The 20,263-nt window shown below is 38.1% G+C and carries 15 protein-coding genes, 11 tRNA genes, 3 rRNA genes and 1 pseudogene; all 30 read right to left on the bottom strand.

The window, feature by feature from the left end; genetic code table 11:
* Positions 1-4 precede the first annotated feature (4 nt).
* Positions 5-1,349: pseudogene (locus BN2746_RS04285) on the bottom strand (MATE family efflux transporter).
* 37 nt (positions 1,350-1,386) lie between these two features.
* Positions 1,387-2,487, bottom strand: coding sequence for a non-hydrolyzing UDP-N-acetylglucosamine 2-epimerase (wecB, locus tag BN2746_RS04280; protein WP_055078607.1), 1,101 nt, complete (start codon positions 2,485-2,487; stop codon positions 1,387-1,389).
* 4 nt (positions 2,488-2,491) lie between these two features.
* The gene (locus BN2746_RS04275; protein WP_055078606.1) at positions 2,492-3,712 is read right to left on the bottom strand and encodes a nucleotide sugar dehydrogenase; all 1,221 of its coding nucleotides are present in this window, start codon (positions 3,710-3,712) and stop codon (positions 2,492-2,494) included.
* Positions 3,709-4,833 carry a glycosyltransferase gene (locus BN2746_RS04270; RefSeq protein WP_055078605.1) on the bottom strand — a complete coding sequence of 375 codons (1,125 nt, stop codon included), beginning with the start codon at positions 4,831-4,833 and terminating at the stop codon, positions 3,709-3,711. Before BN2746_RS04270 ends, BN2746_RS04275 begins: the two co-directional genes overlap by 4 nt.
* A gap of 110 nt (positions 4,834-4,943) precedes the next feature.
* On the bottom strand, positions 4,944-5,936 hold the full coding sequence (gene argF, locus BN2746_RS04265) for an ornithine carbamoyltransferase (protein WP_055078604.1): 993 nt from the start codon (positions 5,934-5,936) through the stop codon (positions 4,944-4,946).
* A 73-nt stretch (positions 5,937-6,009) separates the two neighbouring features.
* Positions 6,010-7,206, bottom strand: a complete 1,197-nt coding sequence (locus BN2746_RS04260; RefSeq protein WP_055078603.1) for a cation:proton antiporter domain-containing protein — start codon at positions 7,204-7,206, stop codon at positions 6,010-6,012.
* A 113-nt stretch (positions 7,207-7,319) separates the two neighbouring features.
* Positions 7,320-7,396: transfer RNA gene (locus BN2746_RS04255), tRNA-Arg, on the bottom strand.
* Positions 7,397-7,432: 36 nt separating this feature from the next.
* Positions 7,433-7,507: transfer RNA gene (locus BN2746_RS04250), tRNA-Gly, on the bottom strand.
* A 26-nt stretch (positions 7,508-7,533) separates the two neighbouring features.
* Positions 7,534-7,609, bottom strand: a tRNA-Val gene (locus tag BN2746_RS04245).
* An 8-nt stretch (positions 7,610-7,617) separates the two neighbouring features.
* A tRNA-Glu gene (locus BN2746_RS04240) sits at positions 7,618-7,692 on the bottom strand.
* A gap of 227 nt (positions 7,693-7,919) precedes the next feature.
* Positions 7,920-7,996, bottom strand: a tRNA-Met gene (locus BN2746_RS04235).
* 3 nt (positions 7,997-7,999) lie between these two features.
* A tRNA-Thr gene (locus BN2746_RS04230) sits at positions 8,000-8,075 on the bottom strand.
* A 306-nt stretch (positions 8,076-8,381) separates the two neighbouring features.
* A tRNA-Asp gene (locus BN2746_RS04225) sits at positions 8,382-8,458 on the bottom strand.
* A gap of 240 nt (positions 8,459-8,698) precedes the next feature.
* Positions 8,699-8,775 (bottom strand) — tRNA-Met (locus BN2746_RS04220).
* Positions 8,776-8,786: 11 nt separating this feature from the next.
* Positions 8,787-8,876: transfer RNA gene (locus BN2746_RS04215), tRNA-Leu, on the bottom strand.
* A gap of 5 nt (positions 8,877-8,881) precedes the next feature.
* Positions 8,882-8,956: transfer RNA gene (locus BN2746_RS04210), tRNA-Asn, on the bottom strand.
* A gap of 5 nt (positions 8,957-8,961) precedes the next feature.
* A 5S ribosomal RNA gene (gene rrf, locus BN2746_RS04205) occupies positions 8,962-9,078 on the bottom strand.
* Positions 9,079-9,113: 35 nt separating this feature from the next.
* Positions 9,114-12,632, bottom strand: a 23S ribosomal RNA gene (locus BN2746_RS04200).
* A 159-nt stretch (positions 12,633-12,791) separates the two neighbouring features.
* Positions 12,792-12,867, bottom strand: a tRNA-Ala gene (locus tag BN2746_RS04195).
* A gap of 242 nt (positions 12,868-13,109) precedes the next feature.
* A 16S ribosomal RNA gene (locus tag BN2746_RS04190) occupies positions 13,110-14,638 on the bottom strand.
* The 16S, 23S and 5S rRNA genes sit together here with 11 tRNA genes alongside, the layout of an rRNA operon.
* A 252-nt stretch (positions 14,639-14,890) precedes the next feature.
* Complete coding sequence (locus tag BN2746_RS04185; RefSeq protein ID WP_055078602.1) at positions 14,891-16,216, bottom strand: L,D-transpeptidase family protein; 1,326 nt, start codon at positions 16,214-16,216, stop codon at positions 14,891-14,893.
* Positions 16,217-16,223: 7 nt separating this feature from the next.
* The gene (locus BN2746_RS04180) at positions 16,224-16,685 is read right to left on the bottom strand and encodes a hypothetical protein (protein WP_055078601.1); all 462 of its coding nucleotides are present in this window, start codon (positions 16,683-16,685) and stop codon (positions 16,224-16,226) included.
* Positions 16,686-16,828: 143 nt separating this feature from the next.
* Positions 16,829-17,425: a 30S ribosomal protein S4 gene (gene rpsD, locus BN2746_RS04175; protein ID WP_055078600.1), complete on the bottom strand. Its 597-nt coding sequence runs from the start codon at positions 17,423-17,425 to the stop codon at positions 16,829-16,831.
* 78 nt (positions 17,426-17,503) lie between these two features.
* Positions 17,504-17,845, bottom strand: a complete 342-nt coding sequence (gene rplQ, locus BN2746_RS04170) for a 50S ribosomal protein L17 (protein ID WP_055078599.1) — start codon at positions 17,843-17,845, stop codon at positions 17,504-17,506.
* Between the two features lie 12 nt (positions 17,846-17,857).
* Positions 17,858-18,790 carry a DNA-directed RNA polymerase subunit alpha gene (locus BN2746_RS04165; RefSeq protein ID WP_055078598.1) on the bottom strand — a complete coding sequence of 311 codons (933 nt, stop codon included), beginning with the start codon at positions 18,788-18,790 and terminating at the stop codon, positions 17,858-17,860.
* Between the two features lie 61 nt (positions 18,791-18,851).
* A complete protein-coding gene (gene rpsK, locus BN2746_RS04160) occupies positions 18,852-19,256 on the bottom strand; it encodes a 30S ribosomal protein S11 (RefSeq protein ID WP_055078597.1) in 405 nt (134 codons plus the stop codon).
* Between the two features lie 13 nt (positions 19,257-19,269).
* Entirely contained in the window at positions 19,270-19,632 is a 363-nt protein-coding gene (gene rpsM, locus BN2746_RS04155) for a 30S ribosomal protein S13 (protein ID WP_055078596.1), read from the bottom strand.
* A gap of 15 nt (positions 19,633-19,647) precedes the next feature.
* Complete coding sequence (gene rpmJ / locus BN2746_RS04150) at positions 19,648-19,761, bottom strand: 50S ribosomal protein L36 (protein WP_055078595.1); 114 nt, start codon at positions 19,759-19,761, stop codon at positions 19,648-19,650.
* A gap of 9 nt (positions 19,762-19,770) precedes the next feature.
* Positions 19,771-19,989, bottom strand: coding sequence for a translation initiation factor IF-1 (infA, locus tag BN2746_RS04145; RefSeq protein ID WP_055078594.1), 219 nt, complete (start codon positions 19,987-19,989; stop codon positions 19,771-19,773).
* 3 nt (positions 19,990-19,992) lie between these two features.
* Positions 19,993-20,262, bottom strand: a complete 270-nt coding sequence (locus tag BN2746_RS04140; protein WP_055078593.1) for a KOW domain-containing RNA-binding protein — start codon at positions 20,260-20,262, stop codon at positions 19,993-19,995.
* Position 20,263 lies beyond the last annotated feature (1 nt).

The raw sequence follows: 20,263 nt of genomic DNA, 5'->3' as shown, positions 1-20,263 counted from the left end.
CCTCCTATATTTTTATATCCACCCACTTGCCTCTTCTAAATCGTAGAGACATCAACACGTATCTTGTAAACTGGTCTGAAAGTATTCCAAGCCATATGCCCTTTAGACCAAGGTCCATTACAACTACTAAGAAATAGGTTGCAAATGTTCTTATTATTGTTACGGAGATTATGGATGTGAATAGGGTGTACTTTACATCTCCTGCAGCCCTTAGACATCCACCATATATTATTTGGGAAATTTGAAGAAGTATTATTATCATCAAGAATTTTGATATCATTACTCCCATTTCTATAATATGTTTCTCTTTGAAGTAGAGTCTAAATATGGATTCCCCAAATATGAATAACAATATCGAAAGGACTACTGAAATTGCAAGTCCTATTGTCTGACATGTCTTTCCATAAGTTTTTGCTTCTTCTTTCTTTCCTGCACCAAGGGCAGAACCTGCTAACGCAACTGCCGCAACTTGCATACCGTCTGCAAAGGCAAAGCCCAGGCTTAGTAAACTCATACCTACGTTGTGGGATGCAAAGGCATCTGTTCCAAGTTTTGCCGCCATCATCGCCGTTGTCATAAAGCCCACTCTAACTGCAAGGTTTTCTGCCAACAAATTTACTCCGAGCTTTGCAATACTTATGGCAGTCTCAACTCCTGGTTTTATTTTTTCTTTTATCATGTACCTAATCTGTACAAATGAATCCCTTTTAAATAGGGATCTTATACTCATTATTGTTGCAACGACAGTTCCAAGTACCGTTGCGATTGCAGCTCCAGCTACTCCAAGTTTTGGAAATCCCAAATTCCCACCTATTAGAAGGTAGTTGAATATTATATTTACAACGCTTGATACAAGGTTTGTGGTAAATGCAATTTGAGTGTTCCCACTTCCCCTTTGTGCAGCATTAATAACCATGCTTATGGTTGAAAACACCATTCCTCCCATGATTATTCTAAAATATATCATCGCTGGCGCATGGGTGTCTTTGTTACTTCCTGAAAATTTTAGTAATGGCGACGCAAATTTTACCATTAATATAGTTATAAACACTACAAATATCATGGTTATAAAAAATGCTGTGATTAGAGCTTCGTTTGCCCTATATTTGTCTCTCTCCCTTTCTTCTTGCAACAAGTGCAGATACTGCAACATTTATTGCAAAAAACAATGTAAATCCAATAAACTTAGGTTGGTTTGTTAGTCCAACCGCTGCAACTGCAAAGCTTCCAAGGGAAGAAACCATATATGTGTCTATTAGACCTGCCATGGCTATGAAAAAACTTTCCAATACTGATGGCCAAGCCATTTGAAATGCGTGTCTATAGTAAATTTTCTTTTCTTTTATCATTAAATCTTCCTATCTAACCTTTATAAAAAGGATACTTCTATTTAAAATAATCTTCTATTATGTCTGTTATATAAATGCTTGCTCTCCCATCTCCATATGGATTCTGTGCCTTTGACATCTTTTCATACTCATCTTTATCTGAAAGGATATGCTTTAGCTCTTTGTAAACTCTATCTTCATCAGTTCCAATTAATTTTAAAGTCCCCGCCTTGATTCCCTCGGGTCTCTCAGTGGTGTCTCTTAAAACTAAGACTGGCTTTCCAATTGCCGGTGCCTCTTCTTGAATGCCGCCGCTGTCGGTCAAAATCAAGTATGAACTTTTCATTATATTATGAAAGTCAAACACGTCCACCGGTTCAATAAGTTTTATATTTTCATTGTCTGAAAATACTTCTCTTGCAATCTGTCTTACTTTTGGGTTTAGATGAATAGGATATAGTACTGCAATGTCCTTTTCTTCATCTACAACTCTCTTTATAGCTTTAAAGGTGGAGCGCATCTTTTCTCCCAAGTTCTCTCTTCTATGCATGGTTAGAAGTATTAACTTTTTATTTTTGGCAAAGTCCAGTTCACTGTTATCATAGTCATCTTTTATGGTAGTTTTTAGGGCGTCAATAACTGTGTTTCCCGTTACAAATATGCTTTTTGGGTCCTTTTGTTCATTAATAAGATTTTCTTTTGCCTTTTGTGTTGGAGCAAAGTGTAAATCTGCCAGTGAGGAAATAGACTGTCTATTGAACTCTTCTGGGTATGGGCTGTATTTATTATATGTTCTAAGGCCTGCTTCCACATGTCCAACTTGGATGTGGTTATAAAATGAAGTTAGTGCAACCACAAAGCTTGTGGAAGTGTCCCCGTGAACCAGTACCAGGTCTGGTTTTTCTTTTTTTAATATATCTTCCATGCCCTTCATTATATTTACTGTAATGTCTGTAAGGCTTTGGTTTTTTTTCATGACCTTTAGGTTGTAGTCTTCTTTTATATTAAAAACTTCCATAACCTGGCTTAACATTTCGTTATGCTGTCCCGTAAGTGCAACTACAGTTTCAAAATTTTTCCTCTTTTTTAGTTCAAGGACCAATGGGCACATCTTTATGGCCTCTGGTCTTGTCCCAAATACTACCATTATCTTTTTCATATAATCACAGTCTATAAACTTTATCCCCTTTTATAACATTTCTCGTGTCATACACTACTTTGTTTTCTAAAAGCTCTTGGTGTTTTACAATTTCGTCATGAGAAACTAAAACTACCACCATGTCTACTGAGTCTAAAAACTCACGTATGTCAAAGACTTGGTTTTCTGTAATTTTTTCCTTTACCCATGGATCGTAGGTCTTTAGTGGATTTCCAAGATGTCTTTTTTGTAATTCCAATATCTGTAATGTCGGTGACTCCCTTATATCATCAATATTTTCTTTATAAGTAAGTCCATATAGTCCAACCTTTGACGGATCTTTTATTCCCTCTTTTTCCATTATTTCGTAAATTTCATTTAATACAAAATTTGGCATCGAGTCGTTAATCTGTCTTGCCTTATAAATTAGTTCTGTTGTAAGTGGATAGTCTCCTACTAAGAACCATGGATCCACAGGAATACAGTGTCCACCAATTCCAGGACCTGGTTTTAAGATATTTACCCTTGGATGCTTGTTAGCAATTCTTATTACTTCATTTACATCAAGTCCGCCTTGTTTACATATTTTCGCAAGTTCGTTAGCAAAGGCGATGTTCACGTCTCTAAAGGTGTTTTCAATTACCTTTGTCATCTCTGCCGTTGGAATATTTGTAAAGTTTATCTCTCCATTGCAAAATGTCTTGTACACATCACTAACTTTTTTTGCCACTTCTTCGTTGTCTGCTCCAATGGTTCTGGAGTTATTTATAAGTTCATATACCATATTCCCTGGAATTATTCTTTCAGGAGCATGGCATAGATGTATCGTCTTGTTGTTTTCTTTGCTATAGTTTTCTACAACTGGTCTAATGTGGTTATCTATAGCTCCCGGTGACACTGTGGATTCAACCACTATAATGGAATTTTCCTTCGCATAGTCTAAAACAGACTCTACCGCCTTTACTACAAATGAACAGTCTAATTTTTTTGTGTATTTATCATAAGGTGTTGGAGCTGTGATAATGTACATATCTGTTTCTATTGGTGTAACACCAAAGTGTATGTCCTTACTTAGTGCTTCTTTAAATAGCTCGTCCATTCCCTTTTCTTCAAAGGTAAGTTCTTGCTCTTGAAGTTTTTTTACAGTAGATTCTTTTATATCCGTTCCATATACCTTATTGCCCGCCTTTGCCAACATTAAAGCGGTGGGAAGTCCTATATATCCCAGTCCAATTACATTTATCATATATTCTCCTTCTCTCTTATGAGATTTAATAATCTTTCATTATTCTTAGCAGGGTTTAGTTCTTTCCATGCTATTTCTTCATTTTTTTGAATTTCTTTATAAAGCTCCTTGTCTTCCATTAGCCTTATAACAACTTCCCTCATCTCTTCTGATGAACGATGATTTACTGCAAATCCAACCTTCCACTGTTCCACCAGCTCCTGTAAGTAGGTGTTGGTAGAAACTATTATTGGAAGTCTTGCAATAATGGATTCGTAGAGTTTGTTTGGAAGTGCAATCCTTACATTTTTCATATCCGAATTGTAAACAGAAAAAATTATGTCACAATTGGAGTAAAGTTTTGCAATATCGTCGTCGTAATAAAACTTGCCATGATACTCTATAAATTCCTTTTCTTCTGCAAGCTTTTTAAAATAATCTCCATCTTCAAAGCCCGCCATTAAAAGTCTTACGTCCAGGTCTTCAATAGCAGATACTAAACATTTTAACTCTTCAAGGTATCTTAACCCTCCAATATAGCCTATGGTAAACTTCCTATTAGAATTTTCTTTCCTAAGAGCCTCGTAATCCTTGAAGAGTTCTGGGTTTGGAATATTTGGCATAAATATCATATCGTCTTTTTTGAATTTGCCCTCAAAATGCTCCCAAAACTTCATTGATGTAATAATTAAAATATCTACATCTTTAAGCATCTTCTTTTCACTACTTTTTATATAAGATGATATAATGCTCTCTAAAAAACCCTTCTTGTCATCGGTTAAGTACTTGTGAATGTCTGGAACTTCATAGACTATTATACAATTAGGATTTACTTTTATCTTATACTTATATGCAATCCTTAACATGTCGAAGCTCTGGAGATGAATAAAGTCAGGAGCTTCTTCCTTTAGCCTTTCATATGCAAGTCTTGAAAATTTAAAAGTAGGAATAATTCTCTTAATAGGATTATTTCTATTTGCCTTCACAGAAATTTTTATTTTTTTTATGTCATTTTTAAAGTCAAAGTTGTCTTCACCCTTGTCCCAGTATATGGCAAAAGTATCATAGTAATCCCTGACGAGATCAATTCTTTTTATAATTCTTGGATGAGGTGTGAAGTTAAGTAAAAAACAGTATTTCATTCTATCCTCTCTTGTATCATAGATAAAATTATATCACAAATACGAGGCTTTGATAAAAGATAGCTTACAAATATGTAAAAATAAAACCCGGTTTTCACCGGGCACAATTTTTATTTCAATGTTGCATACATTACTGCTTTTATTGTATGCATTCTATTTTCAGCTTGATCCATTACTTTAGATTTTGTTGATTCAAATACTTCATCAGTTACTTCCATTTCTGGAATGTTAAACTCTTCATTTACTTTTACTGCTGTTGTTGTTTCAAGGTTATGGAATGATGGTAAGCAGTGTAAGAAGATTGCTTCTTCGTTTGCGTTTTCCATAACTTCTTTGTTTACTTGGTATGCTTTTAGTTGGTTTATTCTTTGTTCCCAAATTTCTGCTGGTTCTCCCATTGATACCCAGATGTCTGTGTATAGAACGTGTGCATCTTTTGTTGCTTTCTTTACGTCTGTTTCAAATTCTATTGTACATCCGTTTTCTTTTGCTATCTTCTTTGCTTCTTCTATTAGACTTTCTTCTGGTTTTAATTCTTCTGGACAGCATCCTACGAAGTTTACTCCTAATTTTGCTGATACTATCATTAGTGAGTTTGCTACGTTGTTTCTTGCATCTCCAAGGTATACGAATTTAAGTCCTTTTAGGTATCCGAAGTTCTCTTTTACTGTTAGGAAGTCTGCTATCATTTGTGTTGGATGGAATTTGTCTGTTAAATAGTTCCATACTGGCACTCCTGTATATTTTGCATGGTCTTTTACTAATTCTTGTGTGATTCCTCCGTATTCGATTCCGTCATACATTCTTCCATGTACTCTTGCTGCATCTTTGATTCTTTCTTTGTGACCCATTTGTGTGCTGCCTGGGTCAAGGTAGGTTACTCCCATTCCAAGGTCATATCCTGCTACTTCAAAGGAACATCTTGTTCTTGTTGATGTCTTTTCAAATAGAAGAACTATGTTCTTTCCTTCTAAGTACTTGTGTGGTGTTCCTGCACGTTTTAAATCTTTGAAGTTTTCTGATAACTTCATTAGATATTCAATTTCTTCTGTTGTGTAATCTAATAATTTTAAAAAGCTTCTTCCTCTTAAGTTTACTCCCATTAAATACCTCCTCATTTTTTGAGCTTATGCCCAAGACTGATTTTATTATACATTAAATTATTGAATATTGAAATTAATTTTGTTCAAGAATTTTATCTGAAGTATTATCAATTAAAAAAGCTCCAATAGGTGCAGTTAGAAGTATTGCAACAACAGCAACAGAAAGAATTATATCCCCTGATGCAATTCCCATAGAAAGTGGCACTGTCCCAATAGCCGCTTGAACGGTGGCTTTAGGTAAATAGGAGTATACACAAAAAATTCTCTCCCTTGAAGTAAGACCAGTCTTTACAGTTGAAAGTAGTACGCCAATAGTTCTAAATAATAAAGCAATGACAATAACAATTATGACCCCAATGCCAGAGTTAAAAGTAAATCTTATATCAACTGCGGCCCCAACAAGCACAAACAGTATAAGCTCTGCGCAAATCCAAATCTTCCCAAACTTTTCAGAAAGCCTACCCACGACAATGTCAGGACTCTTTACTCTTATTGTAATTGCCATACTTAAGACTGCCAAAAGCCCTGAAATAGCAACATAATCTTTAAGGATATCTTCCATTGAAACCAAGAAGAAAGAAGTTGCAAGAATTATTATTACTTTAGTTGTGTTTCTAATATGATTTGAATTTTTAAATTTGTATTCAAAAATATTGTAAAGTATAATTCCAAAAATAACTCCTATGATTATTCCCATGATTATTGAAACAGGAATTTTTAAAAGTTCCAAATAATTAAAAGATTTATTTTGTGCAAGGCCTAAGAATGTAGAAAATAAAACTATTACAAATATATCGTCCATGGATGCTCCAGCAAGAATCATTTGAGGAATTGCCTTATCTGTACCAATTCTCTTCTCAATTAGATTTACCATCCTCGGAACAACAACCGCAGGAGACACTGCAGAAAGCACCGTACCCATAAGACAAGCTTCAATTAGAGGTATATCAAAGATTAATTTGGCAAAAATACTATAACCTACTATCTCAAAAGTTGCAGGCAAAAAGGAAAGTAATATGGCAGGTCTTCCTACTTTAATCAAATCCCTCAAGTCAAGGGCAAGTCCAGCTTTTAAAAGAATAACTATTAGAGCAATCTTTCTTAACTCTCCAGAAATGCTTAAAAGTTTTTCATCAAATAAATTTAATACAAAAGGTCCTAAAAGAATTCCCGTAAGAATCATTCCAACAATTCTTGGAAGTTTTATTTTTTCACAAACACTTCCAGATATTAAGCTCAAAATTAGCGCAAGAGATAAAGATAAAATCATTTTTTCCTCCATGAATTTTTTTAAAAATAAAAAAGCTGACAACTTCTGCGTTCTGCAGAAGTCATCAGCAAAATTGCGGTTTAGATTAACAAGGGAGAACTTCATTCCCATTATGGCGCGTCATAGAGGATTCGAACCCCTGGCCTTTCGGTCCGTAGCCGAACGCTCTATCCAGCTGAGCTAATGACGCATATAAGTAAAACTCAGAATTATTCTGAGTCTTTAATGGAGCGGAAGACGAGACTCGAACTCGCGACCCTCGCCTTGGCAAGGCGATGCTCTACCACTGAGCCACTTCCGCATATTTTATTTGTGCAATTAACAATATGGTGGGCGGTACAGGGCTCGAACCTGTGACCCCCTGCTTGTAAGGCAGATGCTCTCCCAGCTGAGCTAACCGCCCATATCGTATGGTGACCCTACCGGGATTCGAACCCGGGATACCGCCGTGAAAGGGCGATGTCTTAACCGCTTGACCATAGGGCCATATTATTATAGTTTATTGTATTATATCAACTTATATTTCTAAGGTTGCAGCTTCGCTGCAATTGTCTTAGTCGCTTCATTACGAAATCAAAGATTTCTATTTCGCGACATTTGACCTACCTGCAAATCACTTCGTGATTTGGGTTAGGGTCAAGAACCGCTTGACCATAGGGCCATATAAATTAGAAAGTTGAAGCGATATCACTTCAAACTTTCCAACTTGAATTTGGTAGCGGAGAACGGATTTGAACCGCTGACACTGCGGGTATGAACCGCATGCTCTAGCCACCTGAGCTACTCCGCCACATGGAGCTGATGAGAGGACTTGAACCCCCAACCTACTGATTACAAGTCAGTTGCTCTACCAATTGAGCTACATCAGCATATTAAATTAGTTAGGGTACTTCCACATCAACTTAAAAGTTACTATTAGATTATAGCATAAAATTTAACAAAATAATAGTATTTTTTATTTAATTTAACCTATTTAATAAAAAATAAAATGGCGACCTTGATTGGGCTCGAACCGACGACCTTAAGCGTTTTTGACCTAACTTAGCGAACTTTGTGAGCTTTAGTAGGTCACATACAACCTGTTTCCCAAGAGGCAACAGCCGATTGGTTGAAACAGTCTGTAAAGGCTCGCCTGGCATGCTTGCCCTATCTGTCTTGTTTTAATAAAGTAATTTTGGCGACCTTGATCGGGTTCGAACCGACGACCTCCAGCGTGACAGGCTGGCATTCTAACCAACTGAACTACAAGGCCAAATATCTATTTGCTTCATTAAACTTAATTGAATTATATGCTACTAAGTTTAGATGTTGGGTACCAACTTCAAGACCTAACTTAGCGAACACAGTGAGCTTTAGTAGGTCTGATGCAACCTGTTTCCCAAGAAGCTTTAGCTGATTGGCAGAAACAGTCTGCTGAACTACAAGGCCATATGTGTTTATACTTTATTAAAATTTATTAAATTGTTTGCTGTTAAGGTTTAATGTAACTTTATGGTTGCGGGAGTAGGATTTGAACCTACGACCTTCGGGTTATGAGCCCGACGAGCTACCAAACTGCTCCATCCCGCGTCATATTGCCTTGGTGCCGGAGACCGGAATCGAACCGGTACGATCTTTTAAGGATCGCAGGATTTTAAGTCCTGTGCGTCTGCCAGTTCCGCCACTCCGGCATGGTTGGCTCCCAGGGTGGGACTCGAACCCACAACCTACCGGTTAACAGCCGGGTGCTCCACCATTGAGCTACCTAGGATTATAGACGGGCGAATACCTACTCTCCCATGGGCTCTCCCCCATAGTACCATCGGCGCTAAAAGACTTAACTTCTGTGTTCGAGATGGGTACAGGTGTATCCCTTTCGCTATCTTCGCCCATTTCTTTTGCAACTTCTTGAAAAGTAACAAATATTCCCGGTCAAGCTTTCGATATATTAGTATCAGTTAGCTTAAAGTATTACTACTCTTACACCTCTGACCTATCTACCAGCTTTTCTCCCTGGTTTCTCTCGTATTTCTACAAAGAAATCTCATCTTGAGGTGGACTTCGTGCTTAGATGCCTTCAGCACTTATTCCTTCCAAACTTAGCTACTGAGCTGTGCACCTGGCGGTACAACTCATACACCAGCGGTCTGTCCACTCCGGTCCTCTCGTACTAGGAGCAGCTCCTCTCAAATTTCTTACGCCCACGGTGGATAGGGACCGAACTGTCTCACGACGTTCTGAACCCAGCTCGCGTGCCTCTTTAATGGGCGAACAGCCCAACCCTTGGAACCTTCTCCAGCTCCAGAATGAGACGAGCCGACAGCGAGGTGCCAAACCTCCCCGTCGATGTGAACTCTTGGGGGAGATAAGCCTGTTATCCCCGGGGTAGCTTTTATCCGTTGAGCGATGGCCCTTCCACTCGGTACCACCGGATCACTAAGTCCTACTTTCGTATCTGCTCCACTTGTGGGTGTCGCAGTTAAGCTTCCTTTTGCCTTTGCACTCTTTGAATGATTTCCAACCATTCTGAGGAAACCTTTGAACGCCTCCGTTACTCTTTTGGAGGCGACCGCCCCAGTCAAACTGCCCAACTGACAGTGTCCTCACACCTGTTTCAAGGTGCCAAGTTAGAACTTTAGCATTGAAAGGGTGGTATCCCACTTTTGACTCTGTTAAGTCTTGGGACCTAACTTCTTCGTCTCCCACCTATCCTGTACATTCAATACCAAAATCCAATGTCAGCTTGCAGTAAAGCTCCACGGGGTCTTTCCGTCCTACCGTGGGTAAGTCGCATCTTCACGACTACTACAATTTCACCGGATCCTTTGTTGAGACAGTGCCCAAATCGTTACACCTTTCGTGCGGGTCGGAACTTACCCGACAAGGAATTTCGCTACCTTAGGACCGTTATAGTTACGGCCGCCGTTTACTGGGGCTTAAGTTCTAACCTTCACCGGCACTCAATTCCTTACACAATGTTATTTCAGAGATTTTTCTATTCTTTCCCAGAGGAATCTTCTTCCTTGTCCTGAGTTCTTTAATGTTCTTTCTCGTTTCCTTGCATCTTGTTCGTTTTTATATGCTTCGTAATATACTAATTCCCATTGGTGATTTTTTGTTGATTTGTTGAATCCTCCATTATGACTTTTTATTCTTTGTTTTAAGTCTTTTGGATATGCTCTTATCTTTTTAATTTGAATTTTTATTACATAAACGTAATACATTTTTTTCTCCTTACATTATGCATAGAATTGAATGCCGGTTAAGTCTTCCCCTTAACCTTCCAGCACCGGGCAGGTGTCAGCACCTATACTTCATCTTTCGATTTAGCAGATACTTGTGTTTTTGGTAAACAGTCGCTTGGGCCTATTCTCTGCGACCAAGTTTTGCTTTTTGTGTTTTACATATACAATTCTCGGTACCCCTTCTCCCTAAGTTACGGGGTCATTTTGCCGAATTCCTTAACAAAGGTTCTTCCGCGCGTCTTAGGATTCTCTCCTCGCCTACCTGTGTCGGTTTGTGGTACGGGTATCTCTTTGCTGGATAGTGCCTTTTCTTGGCAGTGTGGAATCTGGAACTTCGCTACTTGTTTTTCGCTCCTCATCGTATCTCGAAGTTTTGTAAAAGCGGATTTGCCTACTTCTACCTCCTACTTACTTGAACGTGCTCTACCGTTCGCACGCTTCCCATATCCTCCTGCGTCAACACTTCTCTCTTAACGCTAAAGATAGTACAGGAATTTCTACCTGTTGTCCATCGCTTACGCCTTTCGGCCTGGGCTTAGGTCCCGACTTACCCTGGGTGGACGAGCCTTCCCCAGGAAACCTTTGGCTTTCGACGGGTGAGATTCTCACTCACCTTCTCGCTACTCATGCCAGCATTCTCTCTTGTGTTTGGTCCAATTCGCCTTACAGCTTGTCTTCGCTCCTTACACAATGCTCCTCTACCATGCGTTTACACGCATCCACAGCTTCGGTATTAGATTTTAGCCCCGTTTATCTTCGGCGCATCACCACTTGACCAGTGAGCTATTACGCACTCTTTAAATGTATGGCTGCTTCTAAGCCAACATCCTGGTTGTCCGAGTAGTGTTACATCCTTCTCCACTTAATCTATATTTTGGGACCTTAGCTGGTGGTCTGGGCTCTTTCCCTTTTGACTATGAAGCTTATCCCTCATAGTCTGACTCCTATCGCTAATTTGATGGTATTTGGAGTTTGATAAGTTTCGGTAACATTATATGCCCCTAGACTATTCAGTGCTCTACCCCCTTCAATTACTACGATAAGGCTAGCCCTAAAGCTATTTCGAGGAGAACCAGCTATATCCAAGTTCGTTTGGCTTTTCACCCCTATCCACATGTCATCCGATAACTTTTAAACGTTACCCGGTTCGAGCCTCCATAGAGTTTTACCTCTACTTCACTCTGCACATGGATAGATCACCTGGTTTCGGGTCTACAACATGCAACTTGCGCCCTATTAAGACTCGATTTCTCTACGACTTCAGATCTTAAATCTTTAATCTTGCTGCATATCGTAACTCGCTGGCCCGTTCTACAAAAAGTACGTCATCATCGAGCTCTCAACTTCGCACACAAATCTTATTCTTTGTTTGTGTCTTGGTTTAAGCTATTGGATATTCTTTCTTTTAACCATCTTTTTGCATTTCCTCTTTGCTTTAGTTTCTGTTCTCTTTCCATTGCATCTTTTTTTGACATATATGCTTCGTAGTAAACTAATTTTGGTTCTCTGTTTTTTGTGGATATCACTTTGTTTTCGTAATGCTGTTTGATTCTGTTTTTAAGATTTGTTGAAAATCCTATATAAATCTCTCCATTTTTCATGGTTAGTACGTATACGTAAAACATTTAACTCCTCCAAATCTTTGCAAAGTTGAGTGCTCGACTTTGTCTGCTTGTAGGCATAAGGTTTCAGGTTCTCTTTCACTCCCCTCCCGGGGTTCTTTTCACCTTTCCCTCACGGTACTATTCGCTATCGGTCACTAGGTAGTATTTAGCCTTGGGAGGTGGTCCTCCCGTGTTCCCACAAAGTTTCTCGTGTTCCGTGGTACTCTTTCTAAGGTGTAGGTTTCTGTTTTTGATTACGAGGCTGTCACTCTCTTTGGCTCGGCTTTCCAGCTGATTCTTCTAACTTCTTCCTATCTTTTCCTTAAGTTGGGCTTCTCCCTCTTCGCTCGCCGCTACTGGGGGAATCGAGTTTTCTTTCTCTTCCTCGGGCTACTTAGATGTTTCAGTTCGCCCGGTTCGCTTCTGTAGCTTAATTGGTTGGGCTACAGATACTTAGAGTTTGTCTAAGTGGGTTTCCCCATTCGGATACCGACGGCTCGATGGATATTTGCTCCTAACCGTCGCTTTCGTTGCTTGTCACGTCCTTCTTCGCCTCCTAGTGCCAAGGCATTCGCCTTATGCCCTTTGTCGCTTGACCGGAAATATTTCTTACTTTTCCTTTTTTTTGCTTTCGTCTATTGCTTTTATTCTGTTTTCAATGTTCTTTTTAAATATTTTGTATTTTTTAATTAAAATGGTCGCTAACTAACAAATCTTTGATTTGACGCTGCGACTCTTTACCCTAATTTAATAGGGTTGGTGGAGATGAGGAGAGTCGAACTCCTGACCTCCTGCTTGCAAGGCAGGCGCTCTCCCAACTGAGCTACACCCCCACATAGATCTTTTTGTTTTACTATTTAATTTGTTATTGAGGTTTGAGCTTCTTCGAAGCTCCGCTCTCCCTACGTGCTTTTCTTACCAATCGAAGCTTTGCTTCTCTTGGGAAAAGACCGCATAAATGCTTCCTTGCCGCTCGCTTCGCTTGCGGGTAAGCATGTTAAACTGAGCTACACCCCCACATGGCTTTGGTTTTTGAACCTAAGTTAAGTGTAAAAAACTTTGTTGTACTCCTTAGAAAGGAGGTGATCCAGCCGCACCTTCCGATACGGCTACCTTGTTACGACTTCACCCCAGTCATTAATCCTACCTTCGACAGCTCCTTCCAATGGTTAGGTCACTGGCTTCGGGTATTACTAACTCCCATGGTGTGACGGGCGGTGTGTACAAGACCCGGGAACGCATTCACCGCGACATTCTGATCCGCGATTACTAGCAACTCCGACTTCATGTAGGCGAGTTGCAGCCTACAATCCGAACTGGGGCAAGCTTTCTGAGATTCGCTTCATATCACTACTTCGCTTCCCTCTGTACTTGCCATTGTAGCACGTGTGTAGCCCAGGACATAAAGGGCATGATGATTTGACGTCATCCCCACCTTCCTCCGGTTTGTCACCGGCAGTCTATTTAGAGTCCCCATCCTTAATGCTGGTAACTAAATATAGGGGTTGCGCTCGTTGCGGGACTTAACCCAACATCTCACGACACGAGCTGACGACAACCATGCACCACCTGTATGGATGTCTATAAAATAGAGGAGTATATCTCTATACTTTTCACCCATATGTCAAGCCCTGGTAAGGTTCTTCGCGTTGCATCGAATTAAACCACATGCTCCGCTGCTTGTGCGGGTCCCCGTCAATTCCTTTGAGTTTCAGTGTTGCCACCGTACTCCCCAGGCGGAATGCTTAATGTGTTAACTTCGGCACCGAGATTTGACTCCCAACACCTAGCATTCATCGTTTACAGCGTGGACTACCAGGGTATCTAATCCTGTTTGCTCCCCACGCTTTCGTACCTCAGCGTCAGTTTGTGTCCAGAAAGTCGCCTTCGCTACTGGTATTCCTCCTAATATCTACGCATTTCACCGCTACACTAGGAATTCCACTTTCCTCTCCACTACTCAAGTTATACAGTTTCAAATGCTACATGAGGTTGAGCCTCAAGTTTTTACATCTGACTTGTTTAACCGCCTACGTACCCTTTACGCCCAATAATTCCGGACAACGCTCGCACCATACGTATTACCGCGGCTGCTGGCACGTATTTAGCCGGTGCTTCCTCCTTGGTTACCGTCATTATCTTCTCCAAGGACAGAGCTTTACGAAACGAATTCCTTCATCGCTCACGCGGCGTCGCTGCATCAGGGTTCCCCCCATTGTGCAATATTCCCCACTGCTGCCTCCCGTAGGAGTTTGGACCGTGTCTCAGTTCCAATGTGACCGTTCACTCTCTCAAGCCGGTTACTGATCGTCGCCTTGGTGGGCTTTTATCTCACCAACTAGCTAATCAGACGCGAGCCCATCTTAGACCGCTATCGCTTTAACTTCTTCTACACTCGTAGGCGGAGTCTCATAGGGTATTAATCACGGTTTCCCGAGGCTATCCCCTTGTCTAAGGCAGGTTGCTCACGCGTTACTCACCCGTTCGCCACTAATCCTCTCGAAAATCCTTCCGAAGATGTCATTTCGAGGTTCATCGTTCGACTTGCATGTGTTAAGCACGCCGCCAGCGTTCGTCCTGAGCCAGGATCAAACTCTCTATTAAATGTTTGATCAGCTCTTTCGCTGACTTTTATTTTTCACCGAATTATTGTTTGGTTGTACTTACTCAAAAGTTTTTTACACTTTTCACTTGTTTAGGTTCTTTTGCACTCTTCTTGAGTGACAACTCATATATAGTACCAAGTTAAGTTCTTGTTGTCAAATATTTTTGGCAAATTTTCGAATTTAAAAAGGCACTTCCTTGAGTGCCTAATTATAATATCATTATTGTTTTGTTTTGTCAAATGTTTTTTATTTATTTGTATATTACAACTGGTGTTTCGTTTTTTACTTCTGTGTATATTTTCTTTGCAACTTCGTACGGAAGATTAATGCATCCTCTTGAACCTCTACTCTTATAAAGTTCGCCTCCGAACTTATCTTGCCATGAGGCATCGTGTAGTCCTACGCCACTCCAGTTAATTGGCATCCAGAATGAAACTGGTGAGCTGTAGTCTTCTCCTGTAAGATTTCTATCTGTCTCTCTTGACCAAACTTTAAATACTCCTGTTGGTGTTTCTCTGCCTCCGTATGGGGCTCCTGTTATAACGTCTGATTCTACGACTAAGTTGCCTTCTTTATAAAACCATAGATGTTGTCTTGATAGGTCAATTTCAATATATGTGTTTCCTATATCATCTTCTGCTCTTGTTAGGGAGCGAAGTTTGTATTCTATTTCTACGTCTTGACTTTTGGCTTCTTCTATAGCTTTCATTGTGTTTTCTGTTGTTTTGTCTACATCCATTTGCCAGCCATATATTCCTCCTCCTACTGCAACTTCTCCCCTGCCGGTAGTTTGGAATTTTCTATCTGTGCCAAATGTATCTGTTTTTTTTGCCAAATCTGCTACGTATGCTCTAACTCTATCTCTATTTAGTTGATATCCATCTTGTAGTTTATCATAAAATGAAATTAATTCGTCGCCTTTCACTTCGAATTTTCTATCGTCAAAGTCAAATGTCAATATCGTTGAGAAGAGTCTTTGTTTTGTCTCAAGTTCTTCTTGTAATTCTTTACTGTCTTTTGTTAATTGAGGCTTTATATATTCTTCCTCCAGTTCTATTTCTTCTTCTTTACTTTTAAACGCTGCTATTATACTTTCTTTTGTTTTTTCTAAGTCTATTTCGTCGCCATATTTTTCTGGGATTATTTCATATTTTGTTCCCACAAGTTCTACTTGCGCATCTTTTGATTTTTCTACATCTTGATTAAGTTTTGAACTTTTTAATGATTCGTCTAACTTTTCTTCGCTAAAGATATAGTTGTAATCTAATTTATAGTCATGTTTCTTAAATATTTCAACAAACCAAAGAGGAGCTTTTTGATTAATTTTTAGAGGAGTTTTTTCTTCCACTTTAAAATCTAAATCTTCTGCTCTAAATTCTTCTTTTTTGTTGTTTTTTCCTTTTACTTTAAGTGTGTAATCTTCATAATTTGGATCTTTTATATCTTTCAATGCTACAAATGCTTTTTTTTCACCATTGATTTTAGTTAATGGATATGAGTAATTGTTAAAGTAAAAAAGTCCCCCAATATATATAAATATGATTATTACTATTGTAACTATTTTTCCTTTCTTCATTTTGCACCTACTCCCTTGATGTGTTTGGTGGATTTATTCCACCTTGTAATAGATGTGGATGTTTATGTTTTACATTTGGTGTTTCTTCTTTATTTGGATATATCTCTTCTGTTTTTGCTGCTTTAACAAGTTTTTTGAAAAAACTTCTAATTTCTTCTTTATCTAATTCTAAAAGTTTATAGTTTTTGTTTTCATCTCCATCTTTAATATATTCAATTTGAATTGTCTGTAAATCGTATTTATATGGAGATGTAGTCTTTACTATATAATCTTGTGAGTTTATCTGTATGGTAAATTTTTTGTCTGTTTTTTCTATTCCGTCTAACCGAAAAAGTTCTTTTGCAATTTCATTAAATTTTTTTACATTTTCCGCATTTCCAAATGGAAATTCTATTTTATAGTCTGAAAGTCCTGAGTCATCATTTTCATCTATTAGTCTATGCATAATAATATAGAGTTTGTCTTCCATTTCTATCTCCTTATTTTTATTTCTTTATTAGCTTATTATATGTTCTTTGAAAGTTCTTTTCAAGTTATTATATACCCTATATGTATGATTTTTTTAATTTTGGGCATAAAAATACCGAGAAGGTGAACTTCCCGGCTTGATAATTATACTAATCTTGAGTAGAACTCTACTATTAATGAATCTGTTATTTCTATTGGAACTTCTTCTCTTTCAGGCATTCTGTCTAATTTTATTTTAAATCCTTCTGCTTTTGAAATATAAGGAAGTGAATAGCTGAAATTTGTTTCAAAGTTTTCTTTAAACATTTCATTTTTTCTTGATTTTTCTCTTAATTCAAGTTCATCTCCTGGTTGTACTTGGTATGAAGGGATATTTACCTTCTTACCGTTTACCAATATATGTCCATGAACTACCATTTGTCTTGCTTGTCTAATTGATGAAGCAAAACCTGCTCTATATACTAAGTTATCAAGTCTTGTTTCCAACATCTTAATTAGAGCATCACCTGTAGATTCTTGAGATTTATATGCTTTTCTGAAGTAGTTGAAGAATTGTTTTTCCATTACTCCATAATAAGCACGAAGTCTTTGTTTTTCAAGTAATTGTCTACCATATTCTGTTAGTTTCTTATCTTCTCTGCCAAGACCTTTTCCCATTCTTTTTTCAGCTTTTGGATGTCCTGAAACATTTAGTCCAAGTCTTCTTGCTTGTTTAAATCTTGGTTCCATCATTTTTGCCATATCTTATATCTCCTTAAAATTATTTTGCCGCGGATAATTTTAAGCCACAGTATCTATCTTATTTAACCTACTTGTTTATTAAACAAGTTCTAATATACACATTTCCGCACTGTCTCCCATACGAGGTCCAAGTTTTAAGATTCTGGTGTATCCACCATTTCTTTCTTTGTATTGCGGAGCTATTTCTTCAAATAACTTATGTGCAACGTCATCTTTATATACATAAGCCATAACTTGTCTTCTTGAGTGTAAATCCCCTTTTTTTGCAAGGGTAATCATTTTTTCTGCTACTCTTCTGGTTTCTTTAGCTCTTGTAAGAGTAGTTTCAATTCTTCCATGTTCAAGAAGAGATTGAACTTGGTTTCTAAGCATAGCTTGTCTATGGTCTGTTCTTCTACCAAGTTTTCTAAGGTTTGCCATTTATGCCTCCTCCTAATCTTCTTTATCTGAAAATTCTAAGCCCAATTCATGGATTTTAGATTCCACTTCTTCAAAGGACTTCCTACCAAAATTCTTTATTTTGCTCAATTCCTCAACGCCCTTTGATATTATATCTCCAACTGTATTTATATCAGATCTCTTTAAACAGTTGAAAGATCTTAGGGAAAGGTCAAGTTCTTCTATGCTTGTAGATAATAAGCCCTCTATAGAAGACTCTTCTTCTTCCTCTACTTCTTCTTCAAAAGTATATTCCGGTAAGTCTATAAATAGGGCAAGATAATCTGTTAATATCTTAGCACCTTTTGCCAAGGCATCTTGGGATGATATAGTCCCATCTGTCCATATATCTAATTCCAATTTTTCTTTATTTGACACAAGTTCAGTAATTTCAAAATTAACTTTTGTAACTGGTGTGAATGTAGAATCTATTGGAATAACACCTATTGGATCTTCTTCAGACTTGTTTAGATCTGAAACTCTATAGCCTTTTCCATTTTCTATACGAAGACTCATTTTTAAATGTGCATCTTCGTTTAGTGTTGCAATATACTGATCAGGTTTTGCAACTTCCAAGTTTACATCTTGTTCAATGTCTTTTGCTGTAAAGATGCAAGGTCCCTTAAGATCTATATCGATATTAATCGGCTCTTCGGATAAACTCTTTAAAGCTATCCCTTTGATGTTTAATATAAGTTCTGAGACATCTTCTAAAACACCTTTTATTGTTGAGAATTCATGTAGTACGTCTTGTATATGCACCTTGGTAACTGCAGATCCGGGAAGAGATGAAAGAAGAACTCTCCTTAATCCATTCCCAAGTGTAGTTCCAAAACCTCTCTCTAAAGGAGCTATAACAAATTTTCCATGATTTTTTTCTTCGTTAATATCTGCTATTTCAATTTTAGCCATTAAGTTTTGTGTCATAATTTGCGCCTCCTATGAAGTACGTCGAGTTAAGGATATCCTATATTTATAATTATTCGTATTAAACTCTTCTTCTCTTAGGTGGTCTACAACCATTATGAGGAACTGGTGTTACGTCTTTGATAAGACTGATTTCAAGTCCTGAAGCTTGTAATGATCTTATTGCTGCTTCTCTTCCTGAACCAGGTCCCTTTACATATACTTCAACTACTTTTAAGCCGTGATCCATAGCTTTTTTTGCTGCTTCTTGTGCTGCTTCTTGCGCTGCAAAAGGAGTAGATTTTCTTGATCCACGGAAGCCTAATTGACCTGCTGATGCCCAAGAAATTAAATTACCTTGAAGGTCTGTTAAACTAACCATAGTATTGTTAAATGATGATACTATGTGAGCTTGACCCTTATCAATATTTTTTCTAACTCTTCTCTTTGATTTTGTTGAACGAGTTTTTGCTTTCTTTTGTGCCAATTAAATCCCCTCCTTACTTATTCTTTTGAGCTATTCTCTTAGGACCCTTACGAGTTCTTGAGTTGTTCTTTGTATTTTGTCCTCTTACTGGAAGACCTCTTTTGTGTCTAATTCCTCTGTAACAATTTATTTCTTTTAATCTCTTGATATTCATAGCAACCGTTCTACGTAGGTCACCTTCAATTTCGTAATTATCAAGTTGCTCTCTTATAGCTCCCATTTCAGCTTCAGTTAAGTCCTTTACTTTTGTTCCAGGATTAACTCCGGCAGCTTTAAGAATTTCTAATGAACGAGCTCTTCCAACGCCATATATAGCTGTAAGCCCGATTTCTACTCTTTTTTCTCTGGGTAAATCTACCCCGGCAATTCTTGACACTATTATTGTCCCTCCTTAACCTTGTCTTTGTTTATGTTTAGGATTATCACAAATAACCATTATACGTCCTTTACGTTTGATAATCTTACATTTTTCACACATCTTTTTAACTGATGATCTTACCTTCATGCTAACCTCCTACTTGTTACGCCAAGTTATTCTTCCCTTAGTTAAATCATAAGGCGATAATTCTACTACCACTTTATCTCCAGGAAGAATTCTAATGTAATTCATCCTTAGTTTTCCGGAGATATGAGCTGTTATTTCATGTCCATTTTCAAGTTTTACTTTAAAAATCGTATTTGGTAAAGCTTCAACAACTGTACCTTCTACTTCGATTATATCCTTCTTAGCCATTAGTTAATGAGCCTCCTTGTCGTTCATAAACTCTTTTAGTAGCTTTCTAACATGACTGTCATTAGTAACATAAGTCATATCAAAAACGCTATTTGTTTTTTGTAAATGCTTTGTCTTCTTCAGCTTAGGTCTTTCAAGTTTTCTTCTTTTCCCATCTACGACCTGTACAAAATTATTGTCCAAGAGCTTTATAACTATTTGGAATTTTCCTTTATCACGTCCTGACAGGGATCTAACCACTTGACCTTCAACTAACTCTTTAAATTGGTCCATT

The organism is Lagierella massiliensis (assembly GCF_001407835.1).
In the GTDB taxonomy this organism is placed as follows: domain Bacteria; phylum Bacillota; class Clostridia; order Tissierellales; family Peptoniphilaceae; genus Mediannikoviicoccus; species Mediannikoviicoccus massiliensis.
The sequence above is the reverse complement of the archived record's forward strand: the minus strand, read 5'-3'. Positions and strand labels throughout refer to the sequence as shown.